The sequence below is a fragment of the Actinomycetospora straminea genome (assembly GCF_028737255.1).
Classification (GTDB): Bacteria; Actinomycetota; Actinomycetes; order Mycobacteriales; family Pseudonocardiaceae; genus Actinomycetospora; species Actinomycetospora straminea.
On record NZ_JAQZAN010000011.1, the window covers coordinates 40,839 to 54,245 of the forward strand.

General features: G+C 75.2%; 17 protein-coding genes. 5 read left to right on the top strand and 12 right to left on the bottom strand.

Going from position 1 to position 13,407, the window contains the following annotated elements; all coding sequences use genetic code 11:
• The first annotated feature begins 35 nt into the window (after positions 1-35).
• The 3 genes from PH190_RS15920 (at position 36) to PH190_RS15930 (ending at position 2,972) form a co-directional block, all read left to right on the top strand.
• The gene (locus PH190_RS15920) at positions 36-1,007 is read left to right on the top strand and encodes an AraC family transcriptional regulator (protein WP_274232512.1); all 972 of its coding nucleotides are present in this window, start codon (positions 36-38) and stop codon (positions 1,005-1,007) included.
• A 92-nt stretch (positions 1,008-1,099) separates the two neighbouring features.
• Positions 1,100-1,705, top strand: coding sequence for a GNAT family N-acetyltransferase (locus tag PH190_RS15925; protein WP_274232513.1), 606 nt, complete (start codon positions 1,100-1,102; stop codon positions 1,703-1,705).
• Positions 1,706-1,769: 64 nt separating this feature from the next.
• Complete coding sequence (locus PH190_RS15930; RefSeq protein ID WP_274232514.1) at positions 1,770-2,972, top strand: DUF998 domain-containing protein; 1,203 nt, start codon at positions 1,770-1,772, stop codon at positions 2,970-2,972.
• On the opposite strand, the gene PH190_RS15935 is transcribed toward PH190_RS15930, so the two are convergent.
• From PH190_RS15935 to PH190_RS15945, 3 genes are read right to left on the bottom strand one after another with little or no spacing between them, the layout of a single operon-like run.
• Positions 2,952-3,863, bottom strand: a complete 912-nt coding sequence (locus PH190_RS15935; protein WP_274232515.1) for a vWA domain-containing protein — start codon at positions 3,861-3,863, stop codon at positions 2,952-2,954. The two genes, PH190_RS15930 and PH190_RS15935, sit on opposite strands and share 21 nt — an antisense overlap.
• Before the next feature lie 51 nt (positions 3,864-3,914).
• On the bottom strand, positions 3,915-4,844 hold the full coding sequence (locus PH190_RS15940) for an AAA family ATPase (protein ID WP_274232516.1): 930 nt from the start codon (positions 4,842-4,844) through the stop codon (positions 3,915-3,917).
• On the bottom strand, positions 4,841-5,665 hold the full coding sequence (locus PH190_RS15945) for a mycofactocin-coupled SDR family oxidoreductase (protein ID WP_274232517.1): 825 nt from the start codon (positions 5,663-5,665) through the stop codon (positions 4,841-4,843). The genes PH190_RS15940 and PH190_RS15945 overlap by 4 nt, the downstream gene beginning before the upstream one ends.
• 135 nt (positions 5,666-5,800) lie before the next feature.
• On the opposite strand from PH190_RS15945, the gene PH190_RS15950 reads away from it, so the two are divergent.
• On the top strand, positions 5,801-8,071 hold the full coding sequence (locus PH190_RS15950) for a M20/M25/M40 family metallo-hydrolase (RefSeq protein WP_274232518.1): 2,271 nt from the start codon (positions 5,801-5,803) through the stop codon (positions 8,069-8,071).
• A 126-nt stretch (positions 8,072-8,197) separates the two neighbouring features.
• On the opposite strand, the gene PH190_RS15955 is transcribed toward PH190_RS15950, so the two are convergent.
• Positions 8,198-8,497 (bottom strand): antibiotic biosynthesis monooxygenase family protein, encoded by a 300-nt coding sequence (locus PH190_RS15955; protein ID WP_274232519.1) that lies wholly within the window; start codon positions 8,495-8,497, stop codon positions 8,198-8,200.
• A gap of 44 nt (positions 8,498-8,541) precedes the next feature.
• Entirely contained in the window at positions 8,542-8,760 is a 219-nt protein-coding gene (locus PH190_RS15960; RefSeq protein WP_274232656.1) for a YdeI/OmpD-associated family protein, read from the bottom strand.
• Here PH190_RS15960 and PH190_RS15965 point away from each other — a divergent pair.
• Positions 8,701-9,108 (top strand): hypothetical protein, encoded by a 408-nt coding sequence (locus tag PH190_RS15965; protein WP_274232665.1) that lies wholly within the window; start codon positions 8,701-8,703, stop codon positions 9,106-9,108. The genes PH190_RS15960 and PH190_RS15965 overlap by 60 nt on opposite strands.
• Here PH190_RS15965 and PH190_RS15970 read toward each other — a convergent pair.
• The 7 genes from PH190_RS15970 to PH190_RS16000 all read right to left on the bottom strand — a co-directional run bounded on the left by PH190_RS15970 (position 9,098) and on the right by PH190_RS16000 (position 13,321).
• Positions 9,098-9,718, bottom strand: a complete 621-nt coding sequence (locus PH190_RS15970) for a TMEM175 family protein (protein ID WP_274232520.1) — start codon at positions 9,716-9,718, stop codon at positions 9,098-9,100. The two genes, PH190_RS15965 and PH190_RS15970, sit on opposite strands and share 11 nt — an antisense overlap.
• Positions 9,719-9,735: 17 nt before the next feature.
• Positions 9,736-10,278: a YbhB/YbcL family Raf kinase inhibitor-like protein gene (locus PH190_RS15975; protein WP_274232521.1), complete on the bottom strand. Its 543-nt coding sequence runs from the start codon at positions 10,276-10,278 to the stop codon at positions 9,736-9,738.
• 61 nt (positions 10,279-10,339) lie between these two features.
• Complete coding sequence (locus PH190_RS15980; protein WP_274232522.1) at positions 10,340-10,558, bottom strand: hypothetical protein; 219 nt, start codon at positions 10,556-10,558, stop codon at positions 10,340-10,342.
• A gap of 36 nt (positions 10,559-10,594) precedes the next feature.
• Positions 10,595-10,921, bottom strand: a complete 327-nt coding sequence (locus PH190_RS15985) for a DUF6247 family protein (protein ID WP_274232523.1) — start codon at positions 10,919-10,921, stop codon at positions 10,595-10,597.
• A gap of 40 nt (positions 10,922-10,961) precedes the next feature.
• Positions 10,962-11,969, bottom strand: a complete 1,008-nt coding sequence (locus PH190_RS15990) for a 1-aminocyclopropane-1-carboxylate deaminase (RefSeq protein ID WP_274232524.1) — start codon at positions 11,967-11,969, stop codon at positions 10,962-10,964.
• A 117-nt stretch (positions 11,970-12,086) separates the two neighbouring features.
• Positions 12,087-12,845 (bottom strand): SDR family NAD(P)-dependent oxidoreductase, encoded by a 759-nt coding sequence (locus PH190_RS15995; RefSeq protein WP_274232525.1) that lies wholly within the window; start codon positions 12,843-12,845, stop codon positions 12,087-12,089.
• A gap of 293 nt (positions 12,846-13,138) precedes the next feature.
• Positions 13,139-13,321: a hypothetical protein gene (locus PH190_RS16000; protein ID WP_274232526.1), complete on the bottom strand. Its 183-nt coding sequence runs from the start codon at positions 13,319-13,321 to the stop codon at positions 13,139-13,141.
• Positions 13,322-13,407: the final 86 nt, after the last annotated feature.

The following is a 13,407-nucleotide window of genomic DNA, read 5'->3' on the forward strand; positions in this document are numbered from 1 at the left end:
CGACCAGCGTCGGGCGCGGCACGAGGAGGTGCGGGGTGGAGGTCTGTCGCGGGGGCTTCCGGACGGCCGACCCCGACGACGCCCACGAGCGCACCGAGCCGCTCATGACCGGGCACCGGATGACCGTGCGTCGCGAGGGCGCGTCGTTCGCGGCGGACGTGCGGTGGGTCGCCGGCGACGGCCTGGGTCTGCTGCGCTTCTCCTACGGCGCCGCCGTCGACATCCGCTCCCACCCGCTCGACGCCTTCGCCACCGTGCACCTCCCCGTGCGCGCCGGCTTCCACGCCGAGCACCGCGGGATGCGGGTGCGCGCCGACGCCTCGCGCGGCGCGGTGTTCTCCTCGTCGGGGCCGCTGACGATGCGGTGGGACGCCGGCCTCGACCTGCTCGTCCTCAAGATCGACCGCGCCGACCTCGAGCGGGAGCTCGCCGCCCTGCTGGGCCGGGCGCCCGACGCCCCGCTGGCCTTCGACCTCGCGATGCCGCGCGCCGGCGGCACGGTGAGCGGGGCCGCCGAGCTCGTCCGCAGCACGTGCGCGGCCGCCGGCCCGGACGGCCCGCCGCCCCGGGTGTGGGCGGCGCTGAAGCACGCGGCCGCGACGGCGCTGCTGCTCGGGCACCCGCACTCGTACACCGAGGCGCTGCGCGCGCCCACGGCGCCGGCGTCGTCGACGGTGGTGCGCCGGGTGCTCGACCGCGCCGCCGCGGACCCCGCCCGGCCCCCGACGGCGCCCGAGCTCGCGCGGCTCACCGGCGTCAGCGAGCGCACCCTGCGCACGGTCTTCCATGCCGAGTTCGGGGTCGGGCCGGTCACCTACCTGCGGCGGCGGCGCCTCGACGCCGTCCACCGCGAGCTCGCCGACCTCGACCCCGCCGGCGGCACCACCGTCGCCGACGTCGCGCTGCGCCACGGCTTCGCCCACGCCGGACGCTTCGCCGCGGAGTACCGCGCGCGGTTCGGCGAGGCTCCGAGCACGACGCTGCACCGGTGCGCTCCGCGCACGTGAGCACTTTCGCGGGCTAGAGCACCTCGAAGTGCTCACGAGCGCGCAGCGCACCTGCTGGACCCGGCGCCTCGGCGCGGAGCACCATCCGGGTCATGGGGGAGGCGGTGCCGGTGGGGGAGGCCGACGTGCCGGCGGTGGCGGCCGCCGCGGCGCGGGCGTTCGCCGAGGACGGCATGTTCACCTTCGTCTTCCCCGACCGGTCGGCGCGGCCCGCCAAGCTCGACCGCTTCTTCCGCGGCGCCGTGCGCTACGGCCGGCTCGCCGGCACCGTCGTGACGACCCCGCAGCGCGCGGGCGTCGCGATCTGGCTGCCGCCCGGCCACACGACGATGTCCGTCGCCGCCATGGCCCGCGCGGGCATGCTGACGTTCCCCGTGACCCTCGGGCCGGCCGCCTTCCGGCGCTTCACGGCCTACACGAGCTGGCTCGACGGCCAGCGCCGCGAGCTCGCCCCCGACCCGCACTGGTTCCTGCTCGCGCTCGGCGTCGACCCCGTCTGGCAGCGTCGCGGGGTCGGCAGGACGCTCACGGCCCCGACCCTCGCCGACGCCGACGAGCGGGGGCTGCCGGCCTACCTGGAGACGACGAGCGAGGCCAACGTCGCCTACTACGAGCGCAGCGGCTTCGGCGTCGCGCGCGAGGCCGTGCCCGACGCCGGGCCGCGGACCTGGTCGATGCGCCGCGAGCCGCGGCGCTGAGTGTGGGGTGATCCGGCGACGGGGTAGTCGCCGGATCGATCGACGCGCGGAGGGGACGATCCAGGTGGCGACGCCGGCACGCGAGCGGGAACTGGCCCCCGCCCGCGCGCACCCTGCCGGAGTCGCCGCCCTGGCCCTCGCCGCGCCGGTGGTGCTCGTGGTCGGCGCGCTGCTCGCCGAGGCCGCGCAGCCGCCGGGGGCCTACGACGCGGTCGGGCAGACGGTCAGCACGCTCGCCGGCCGCGCGGCCACCGACCGCTGGATCATGGCGGGCGCCCTGGCCCTCGTCGGCGTGCTGTACCTGCTGGTCGCGGCCGGCCTGCGCGGCGTGCCCCGGGCCGCGCGCGCCGTCCTCGGGCTGGGTGGGGCGGCCGTGGTCGTCGCGGCGCTCGCCGCCCAGCCCGCGCACGGCAGCTCGACGGTGCACATGGCCGCCACGGTCACCGGCGCGGTCACCTTCGTGCTCTGGCCGATCCCGCTGGTCGCCGACCGGCGCCTCGACCCCGTCCTGCGCCGGGGCTCGCTCGTCGCCGTCGTCGCGATGCTCGCCCTGCTCGGCTGGCTGTGCGCCCAGGCGTGGACCGACGGCGCGTCGCTCGGGGCCGCGGAGCGCGCGCTGCTGCTCGGCGAGATGGTCTGGCCGCTGGTCGTGACGGCCCGCGTGGCCCGGGTCCCACCCGCGACCGCCGTCGCCGTCCTCGGGCCGGTCGTGTTCGTCGTCGGCGTCCTCGCCGCCCAGGCCGCCCAGCCCGGTCCCGACCCGCTCGACCAGTCCCTGAGCGCGCTGTCCGGCCACGCCGCGACCAGCCGCTGGATCATGACCGGCACCCTCGTCCTCGTGGGCGCCCTGACGGTGCTCACCGCGCTCGCGCTGCGCCCCCGCGTCCCGCCCGCGGCGTGGCGACTGCTCGCGGCGGGCGGCGCGTTCCTCGTGGTGACGGGCCTGAGCCCGCAGCCGGTGGGCGGCTACTCCGCGGTGCACATGGTCGCCGGCGGCCTGGCGTGGGCGGCCTACACCACCTGGCCGCTCGGCCTCGTGGCGTCGCCCGCGGTCGACCGGCGGCTGCGCGTGGCCTCGGCGGTCGCGACGGGCGTCCTCGTCGTGCTCGTGGCGTGGTTCGCGGTCCAGCTCGTCACCACCGGCACCTGGTACGGCCTGTCCGAGCGGATCGTGGTGCTCGCTCAGGCGGTGTGGCCGGTGGTGGTGGCCGCCCACGTGAGCGGATGGTCCCGCTCGAGGGTCCGCTCACGAGGAGAAGATCACTGACAGCGCCGGCGCGACGTCGTGGTGGTCGTGCACGAGGCGGCAGTGCCCGCGTCCGGCGCGGGCGAGGTCGCGGCCGAGCTCGACGTCGCGCTCCCCGGACACGTCGAGCAGCACGTCGAGCCGCGGCAGGCGCCCGGCGATCCCGCGCGGGTCGGGGCCGGCGTTGTGCACGGCGTCGGAGAGCAGGAGCACCCGCCCGTGGGGCGTCCCGGCCGCGAGGCGTGCCGCCGTGGTCAGCGCGAAGGCGACGTTGGTGAGCCCGCGGGTCGGCACCCGCAGCAGCAGGTCCAGCACCGCGAGCGGGGCGAGGCGCTCGCCGGGGCGCAGGAGGACCGCCGCGTCCGACCAGAACGCGAGCACCGCCAGCCGGTCCCGCCCGAGCTCGCCGGCCAGGGCGCCGACGGCGGCCGCCGCGGTCAGCGCGCGCTCCCCGGTCATCGACCCCGACACATCGACCGCCAGCACCACCGTCCGCGTGCTGCGCCGGCGCTCGCGCACCACGAGGTCCTCGTCGGCGGGCGCCGGGTTCGCCGCGAGCACCTCGAGGGTCGCGTCGAGCTCGAGATCGTCGCCCGCGCCGTGCCACCGCCGGCTGACCAGCTCCCCGGCCACGCCGGTCGAGCGCTCCTCGTCCGTGGGCGGGCGCAGCGCCAGGCGCCGGGCGATCCGCCGGGACCGGGCGCGGGCGACCTCGTCGGTCGTCCGCGCCGCGAGCTCCTCCAGCGCCACCACCTCGGCCGGCTCGTCCGACGCCCCGGGCGCGGTCCGGCTCCCGACCGACCGGTCCCCCCGGCGTCGTCGCGTGCCGTCGGAGAGCACCAGCCCGCCACCGGCCCCGGCCCGCTCGTAGAGCGCCGGCTCCTCGGTCAGCTGCTTCGGCTTCCGGCGCAACGGCGGACGCCGCGACTCGCGTCGGACGGGGCTGTCGGCCTCGACCTGCTTTCAACCGGGCTCGGCGCGTGCCGGGTCGAGCACGAACCACGACTCCCAGATCGTCCGCAGCACCTGCTCGGGCGTCGCCTCCACGACCTCGTCGAGGTGGACGCGGCCCGAGAGCGCGAGCAGCAGCCCGTCGAGGACGAGCCCCGTGTAGTCGTCGGGCAGCCCCCGGGGCGGGGTCGCGCCGGGGTCGTCCGGGATCGGCACCGAGCGCAGCCGGGCCAGCCGCTCGACGACGAGCGCGAGGTCGATCGCCCCGCGCACGCTGCTGCCCTGCCGGATCGCCTCGTGCCCGCGCGTCGCCCGCGTCAGGCCGACCGCGTCGGCGACGAGCCGCGGGAGGTCGAGGTCGGTGCGCGCGGCGACGATGGCGCGCTCGGCCTCGGCGTCCTGGTAGTCGACGGCGAGGCGGCAGAGCCGGTCGCTGACCGACGTCGACAGGCGCGTCGTGCCGATCGTGTCGTACGGGTTCATCGTCGCGACCACCCGGAACGACGGCGCCGCCTCCACCGTCCCGACCCGCGGCACGGCGATCCGGCGCTCGGCCATGGCCGTGAGCAGCGTGTTCAGCGTGTCCTCGGGCGCCCGGTTGAACTCCTCGACGTAGAGGAAGCCGCCCTCGCGCATCGCCTCCAGCAGCGGGCCCGGGACGAACGTCTCCGCGGAGTAGTCCTCGCGCAGCACGCGCGCCGGGCTGTGGTGCCCGACGAGCCGGGTCGGCGTGAGGTCCGCGTTCCCCTCGACGAACACCATCGGCACGTCCCACTCGGCGGTGATCGCCGCGAGGATCGTCGACTTCGACGTCCCCGGCGGGCCCTCGAGCAGGACGTCGCGCCCGGCCGCCACGGCGGCGAGGAGCAGGTCGAGCTCCCGCTCCCGGCCGACGACCCGCGCGGCGACCTTCTCGCGGACGCCCGTCAGGTCGTCCCTCACTTGACGCTGAAGCCTGCGTCGACGGGCAGCGTCACGCCGGTGACGTACCGGCCGGCGTCGCTGACGAGGTAGAGGATCGCGTTCGAGATGTCGACGGCCTCGACCATCTCCACCGGCAGGAGGTTGGCCAGCGCGTCGCCCTTCTCCGGGTTCTCCGCCATCCACGCCTCGAGCTGCGGGTTCACGACCATCGGCGTGTTCACGCCGGTCGGGTGCACGGTGTTGACGCGGATGCTGTGCGGCGCCAGCCAGTGCGCGAACGTCCGCATGAGCCCGACGACCCCGTGCTTGGCCGCGGCGTAGCCGCTCATCGCGCCGCCGCCGTCACCGCCGCGTCCGGACAGGCCCTGGGTGGAGCTGGTCAAGACGATCGCGCCGCCGTCGCCCTGCTCGATCATGCGCGGCGCCGCCACCCGCACGGTGTGGTAGACGCCGGTGAGGTTGACGTCGATGACCTCCTGCCAGCCGCGCTCCTCGTCGTCGGGCTCGCCGCCGACCTGGTTCGCGATGCCCGCGTTGGCCAGCACGATGTCGACCCGCCCGAGCTCGGCGATCCCGTCGTCGAACGCCGCCTGCAGCGCCCGCCGGTCGCGGACGTCGGCCTGGCGCGTGACGATCCGGCGGTCGAGGTCCTCCACCTGCTTCGCGGTCTCCGCCAGGTCCTCCGGCGTCGCGCCCGCGTACTGGACCGTGCCGATCTGCTCGCAGATGTCGACGCCGATGATGTCGGCGCCCTCCTGCGCGAGCCGCAGCGCGTGGCTGCGGCCCTGGCCGCGCGCGGCCCCGGTGATGAAGGCGACCTTCCCGTCGAGCTGTCCCATGCTCGGGCTCCTTGCGTTCGACAACGACGTCCCCCCGAGCGTGACCCAGACCACGACGAGCACGCCACGGCCGGACGGCCGATCTTGCGGGCCTGTCGCTGGCGCGGCACGCGCCGGTGCGAGACGGTGCACGCCGTGATCGGGCGCCTGCTGGCCGTGGTGCTGCTCGCGGTGGTGGGGGCCTACGCGGTGCTCCTCGAGCGCCCGCCGGACCCCGTGCCCGCGTCGGCCCCGCCGGCCGAGTTCAGCGCCGACCGGGCCGCCGGGACCGTCGACCAGCTCGCCCGCGAGCCCCGTCCCGTCGGCAGCCCGGCCTCGGACGCGGCCCGGGACGCGCTGGTCGGGCGGCTGCGCGCCGAGGGCCTCGACCCGCGGGTGGACGCCACGGCCGCGATCGCCGCCGAGCAGGGGCAGGCCCGGGCGGCGCGCGTCGAGAACGTCGTCGCCACGCTGCCCGGCACCGACCCGACCGGCGCCGTCGTGCTCATGGCGCACTACGACTCGGTGACCGCCGGCCCCGGCGCCGCCGACGACATGTCCGGCGTCGCGACGGTCCTCGAAACCGTGCGGGCCCTGCGCGCCGGGCCTCCGCTGCGCAACGACGTCACCGTCGTGCTCACCGACGGCGAGGAGGCGGGCCTGCTCGGGGCTCGGGCGTGGGTCCGCGAGCAGCTGCTCGGTCCGTTGGGTGACCGCCCGACCGTCGTCCTCAACTGGGAGGCCCGCGGCGTCGAGGGCCCTTCGCTGCTGTTCGAGACCTCGCCGGGCAACGCCGGGCTGGTCGACGCGTGGGCGCGCTCGGTGCCGCATCCGCGCGGGGACTCCTCGCTGGTCGAGGTCTACCGCTTCCTGCCCAACGACACCGACCTGTCGCCGGTCCTCGACGCCGGCCGGCCCGGGATGAACGCGGCGTTCATCGAGCGGCCGTACCAGTACCACACCCCCGGCGACACCCCGGCGAACCTCAGCCGCGCCTCGGTGCAGAACCACGGCGGGAACGCGCTCGCGCTGACCCGGGCCCTGGGCGCCGAGGACCTGGCCCCGCTCGACCCGGTCGCCTCGGGCCGGGAGCCGACGGGCGACCGCACCTACTTCGCCGCGCTGGGCTACCTGGTGACCTACGACAGCTCCTGGGCCTGGGGGGTCGCAGGCCTCGCGCTGTTGCTGGTGGTCGTGCTGGTCGTCGTGGCGCGGGTGCGCCGGCAGGCGACGATCGGCGGCGTCCTGGGCGGCCTGGCCGTCTACCTGCTGACGCTGGGCGTCGCGGTCGCCGCCGGGATCGGGTTCTGGCGGGCGCTGGTCTGGTTCCGACCGTCGTACGCCGACACCGGCCCGTTCCTCGGCCGCCCGACGCTCTACGACGTCGCGGCCGGGATCCTCGCGTTCGTCGTGGTGACGCTGGTGGTGAGCCTGCTGCGGCGCCGGCCCGGGGGCCTCGCGTTCGCGTGCGGCGCGCTGCTGGTGCTGGCGCTGCTCTCCCTCGGGCTCGCGGCCGTCGCACCGGGCTCGGTGTTCCTCCTCGCGTGGCCGGTCGTCGGGCTCGCCGTGGGGCTGCTCGTCGTCGCGCTGGCGGGGGAGCGGCCGTGGCTCGCGGTGCCGTTCTTCGTGCTCGGCGCCGTTCCCGCGGTCGCCCTGCTCGTCCCGTTCGCGGTCGCGTCCTACGGCGTCGCGGGGGTGTCCGACGGGCTGGCGGTCGCGGTCTTCGTGCTGGTCGGGGTGCCGATCGCCGCGGGGCTCTCGGCGCTGCCGAGCCCCGGCCAGGTGCGGGGCTACGCGTTGCCGATCATGGCGTTGTTCTGGGTGCTGATCCTCGCCGCCGGTGGCCTGTTCGTCGACCGCCCCGACGCCCGCACCCCGCAGGGCAGCAGCCTCGCCTACGTCCTCGACGCCGACGCGGGCGTCGCGCGCTGGGTGACGGCGGACGAGGCGCCGGCGGACTGGACCCGCCGCTACGCGCCCGACCCGCCGTCGGTGGTCGAGGCCTGGCCGTACGGCGAGCCGGTGGGCAGCGGACCGGCGCCGGTGCGGCCCGCGCCGGGGCCCGCCGCGCTCCCGAGCCCGATCCCGGGCGGCGTGCGGCTGCTGGTGTCGTCGCCGCGGGGCGCGCCGACGATCTTCGTGCGCGCGGACCGTCCCGCGACCGCGGTGACCGTCGCCTACCCGGGCCGCCCGCCGGTCTCCATGCCGCTCGACGGCGGTCCGCTGCGGCTCGAGCTCGACGACGTCCCGCCCGAGGGCGCCGTCGTGGACCTGCAGCTCGCCGGTCCCGCCACCCTGCGCGTCGACGACCAGACCCTCGGCCTCGCCGGCGTCCCGGACATCAGCCCCCGCCCGCCCGAGCTGCGCCAGGCCCGGGGCAACCAGAGCGACGTCGTGGTCGTGTCCCGCCGCCTCGCCGTCTCCTGACCTCCGCCCGCCCGGCTTCTAGGCCCGAACGGCGCACGGGGTGTGCCAGCGATGCGGCCTTGCTGGCACTCAACGCCAGGATCGCCACATCCTCGCCGACGCGACACGCCGGCGACCGGGCCCAGGTCAGGCGCGCTCGTCGGACACGACCTCGTACCAGCTCGTCTCGCTCGGCCCGTCCTGCAGGCCCTCCATCCGCTCGCGGGTCTCGAGGAACGCCTCGTCGGAGTGCCACGCCTCCCACGCCGCGCGGGTGGTCCAGGTGCCGATCACCGTGCGCTCGTTCGGCGCCTCGAGCGGGATGACGAGCTGGTTGCCGATCCACCCCTCCTTCTCGCGGGCGGTCTCGAGGCGGTCGCGCATCGCCGCGTCCCACTCCGGCTCGCGGCCCGGGGTGAGGGTGACGTGGGTGATCACGGTCATCATGGCTGCCCGGCTACCCGCGCCCCGGCCCGTCTCACGCGCCCGTCTCACGCCCGCGGGAACGCGACCTCGCCCGCCGCCGCCCGCTCCGCGATCTGCGCGATCCGCCCGGCCCGCGTCGCCGGCCGCTTCGCCTCGACGAGCCAGACGAGCATCGCCCGCCGCTTCGAGCGGCTGAAGCCGTCCCACTGCTCGCGCGCGCCGGGGTGCGCGTCGAAGGCCGCCGCGAGGTCGGGCGGGACGACCAGGTCCTCGACGTCGTCCAGCTGCCGTCGGCCTTCGCCGCGTCGATCATCGCCTGCCCGGCCGGCGCGATCAGCCCCGCCGCCTCCAGGCGCGCGACGCGCTGCTTGTTCGACCGCGCCCAGCCGCTGCCCCGCCGGCGGGGGCTGAACCACATCGCGGTGCGCTCGTCGTCGAGCGAGCGGGTGGTGCTGTCGATCCACCCGAAGCACAGCGCCTGCTCGACGGCCTGCTCGTACCCGACGGTCGGGCGCCCGGTCCGCGACTTCCACGTCACGAGCCACACGCCCTCGCCGCGGTCGTGGTGCTCGGCGAGCCAGGCCCGCCAGGCGTCGACGTCGTCGGGGTGCACCTGCTCGCTCACGGCCTGATCGCCGTCCGGGCCTCGAGGCGGTCGGCGAGCATGCTCAGCGGGAGCGCGAGCGCCCAGCTGATGCGGGCCCAGGTCGGCGACACGTACGCCAGCGGGATCGACGGCAGGAACCCCACGACGACGGCCGCGGTCCCCCAGTACTTGCCGTGGCCCCAGCGCCGCGCCCAGCCGTCGCCCCCGACCAGGCCGTCCTGCTCGGCGATGCGCCACAGCACGAGCGAGCTCAGCGCCGTCCCCATGATCGAGCCGGCGTAGATGATCGTCGCGGCGATGCTGTCGCCGTCGCCGAGCAGCGCGGTCGGGAACGGGAGCATCACGACGAAGAACAGGAACACGAGGTTGGCGACCAGCAGCCGGCGGCTCGCGCCGCGCAGCGCCAGGAGGTCGTCGTGGTGCAGGACCCAGAAGCCCCCGATCACCGCGAAGCTCAGGATGAGCGCGAGGAACTGGTGACCCAGGGCGAGCAGGTCCCCGACGACCTGCCCGTCCCGGATCTGCACGTCGGTCAGCGGCAGGATGAGGATCGTGATCGCGATGGCGAAGATGCCGTCGCTGAGCGCCGAGAGGCGGTCGAGGGACGGCAGCGGCCGGCCGTCGTCACCCTCCACCGCCGCCCCCGTCGTGCTCAGCCCTGGATTTCGTAGGTCGGGGTGATGATCGCGCGCCCGATGCTGTGGAAGAAGAGGTTGAAGCCGAGGAACGCCGGCGTGGCGTCCGCACCGACGCCGAGGTCCTCGACGTCGACCGCGTGCACGACGAAGAAGTAGCGGTGCTCGCCGTGCCCGGGCGGCGGGGCGGCGCCGATGTAGCGCTTCGCGCCCGCGTCGTTGGCCAGGGTGATCGCACCCTCGGGCAGCAGGCCCTTCTCGGGGTCGCCGGCGTCGGCCGGCAGGCTCGTGGTGGAGGCGGGGATGTTGGTGACCGCCCAGTGCCAGAACCCGCTCGCGGTCGGGGCGTCGGGGTCGAAGCAGGTGACGGCGTAGCTCTTCGTCCCCTCGGGGGCGCCCGACCACTCCAGCTGCGGCGTCACGTCCTCGCCCCCGGCGCCCATGATGCCGCTGACCTGCGCGTTCGGGAGCGTCTGGCCGTCGGCGACGTCGGTGCTGGTGACGCTGAACGACGCGACGTCCGGCAGGAACTGGTACGGGTCGGGCGGCTGGTGGGACACGGGTAGCGCCTCCTTCTCGACAGCGTGGTCTCCGGCGCCAGTACCCCGGTGGGCGGTCCGGTCACGCCCACTGGACGAGCAGCAGGTCGTCGCGCCGCTGATCCTCGAGGACGAGGAAGGTGACCAGCCCGCCCTCGCCGAAGGCTCGTGTCCGCAGGGGCCCGGCCGGCTTCCCGGCGACGTACGGGTCGCTGTCCCACGGGTTCACCTCGAGCGCCCGGCTGAGCCGCTCGAAGTCGTCGACGGCCTCGGCTGGGAGAGCCTGGATCTGGTCCTGCACGGGCCCGCGGGTGTCGAGCGAGTACACGAGGTGGCGTCAGAGGCGACGTTCGGAGACGTCCGTGGGTTCGTCCTCGGGCGGCGCCGTGCCGGTCAGCGCGGTGACCGCGTCGTGGACGACGCGACGGTGCTGGTCGCGGTCGCGCGTGATCCATGCGCGACGGCGCCAGAACCCGATCGTCTCGTGCACGACCGCCAGGTCCATGTCGCGTGCGGCCTCGTCCAGGGCCGCTCGGAACGCCTGGCTGAACGCCTCGCGGTGCTCGGGATGGAGCGCCTCGAGCACCGATCGCGGCGTGGCGCCGGCGCGCGGGAGCGGCGGGAGATCCTCCCGCGATGGTGCCTCCGGCCTCGCGCTGCTCACGTGTCGACGATAGCGAGCACGACCGACAGCGGCCCGCCACTCAGGAGAACGCGCCCGCGTAGGCGTTGAGGGCCGGCTGGCCGCCGAGGTGCGCGTAGAGCACCGTCGAGTCCGGCCCGATCTCGCGCGACCGCACGAGGTCGACGAGCCCCGCCATCGACTTCCCCTCGTACACGGGGTCGATGATCATCCCCTCGAGCTCGGCAGTGAGCCGGATCGCGTCGATCGTCGAGGCGACCGGGATGCCGTAGAGGTCCCCGGCCCAGCCCTCGAGCACGGTGATCTCGTCGTCGCGCAGCTCGCGCCCGAGCCCGATCAGCTCGGCGGTGTGGCGTGCGATCCGCTCCACCTGGTCGCGGGTCTTCTGCAGCGTCGCCGAGGCGTCGATGCCGATCACCCGACGCGCCGGTTCCTGCGCGGCAAAGCCGGCGATCATGCCGGCGTGGGTCGAGCCGGTGACGGTGCAGACGATGATCGTGTCGAAGAAGACGCCGAGCTCCGCCTCCTGCTGTTCGACCTCGCGCGCCCACTGCGCGAACCCGAGCCCGCCGAGCCGGTGCTCGGACGCGCCGGCCGGGATGCCGTAGGGCGTGCCGCCGGCCGCGCGGACCTCCTCCATCGCGCGCTCCCACGAGTCGCGGATGCCGATGTCGAAGCCGGCCGGGTCGAGCCGTACGTCCGCGCCGAGGATGCGCGAGAGCAGGATGTTGCCGACCTTGTCGTTCACCGAGTCCGGCCAGTCCACCCACTTCTCCTGCACCAGCCGCGCCTTGAGCCCGAGCTTGGCCGCGACCGCGGCGACCTGCCGCGTGTGGTTCGACTGGTAGCCGCCGATGGAGACCAGCGTGTCGGCGCCCGAGGCGAGCACGTCGGGGACGATGTACTCGAGCTTGCGGGTCTTGTTGCCGCCGTAGGCCAGGCCGGAGTTGCAGTCCTCGCGCTTGGCCCAGATGTCCGCGCCGCCCAAGTGCGCGGTGAGGCGGTCGAGGCGGTGCACCGGGCTCGGTCCGAACAGCAGCGGGTAGCGCTCGAAGTCGTCGAGGGACATCGGGTCCTCCTGGTCCTCGTCGGGGCGCCGAGCCGCGGCTCAGCACCGCTCGACGAGGACCGTATGCAACATATTGCGGCATCGGAAGCCCGCGCCCCTGTGACGCACGACGGAGGGTCAGAGCATCAGCCCGCCCTCGACGGCGACCGTCGCACCGGTCATGTAGGCGCTGTCGTCGGAGGCTAGGTAGACGACGGTCTTCGCGATCTCCTCGGGCGTGGCGTGCCGGCCGAGGGGGACGAGGTCGTCGAACGCCTTGGCGGCCTCCTCCTGGCCCAGGCCCGTCGCGCGCATCTCGATCGAGTCCTGGAACGGCGTCGACGTCGGCCCGGGGTGCAGGGAGTTGACGCGGATGCGGCGCGGCGTGAGCTCCTTCGCGGCCGCCCGCATCATCCCGACCTGCGCGTGCTTGGCGGCGACGTAGCCGCTGATGCCGCCGAAGCCCATGAGCCCGACGACGCTGGAGGTGATGATGACGCTCGCGCCCGCGCCGAGGTGCGGCGAGGTGTGCTTGACCACGTGGAAGGCGCCGAGGGCGTGGACCTGCAGCGTGCGGGCGAACTCGTCGGACGGGTAGTCCTCGATCGGAGCGACGGCCCCGGTGTTGCCGGCGTTGCTGAAGACGACGTCGAGGTGCCCGAACCGCTCGATCGCCTCCGCGACGGCGGTACGGACGGCGTCCTCGTCGGTGACGTCCGCCCTCGTGAACGCGGCCTTGTCCTCGCCGAGCTCGGTCACGGCCCGCTTCAGCGCGTCGGCGTCGAGCCCGACGAGGTGTACCTGCGCGCCCTCGTCGACCATCGCGCCGGCCGATGCCCGCCCGATCCCGCTCTCCCCACCGGTGATGATCGCGACCTTGCCGTCCAACCGCGCCATGGCTGCCCCCTGAATCCGAATCGGAAGGGCAGCGTGGCGCCGCTCTGACCTGCGCAGGTCTCGGCGAGGACACGAGTCCGTCGTGACCTCGTCGCGGGCGACGTGATCGCGTGCAGCGGGTCACCGTCCGACTCCGCGGCGTCTCACGGACGCGCCGAGCGCGCCCCGTCCCGGGCGAGGACGAGCTCCGTCTCGCCGGGCTCCGCCGTCCGCACTGCCTCCTCGAGGTGGACGAGTAACAGCCGCCAGGCGGCCTCGAGCGGGTCGAGGTCGGGGAAGAGGACGGCAGCCCCTTAGGCCATCGACCGCAGGTGCTGGTCGAACGACGTCGGGGTGACGTGCAGGCGGAGGGGAGTCGGCAGGGGACGGTGATCGAACTCCGTCAGCGTGACGACGCCCTGGCCCCGGTCCTCGGTCGCCTCGCCCTCGGCCATCAGGCCGCCGACGAGCTGGTCGTAGAGCCCGTTGCTGCTCATGGCCATGCCAATCCTCTGCATGCGGGATCACCTCTGGCGGCACCGATTCGTCTATCACCTCCCGGCGGAGCCGAGGGTCGTCGTCC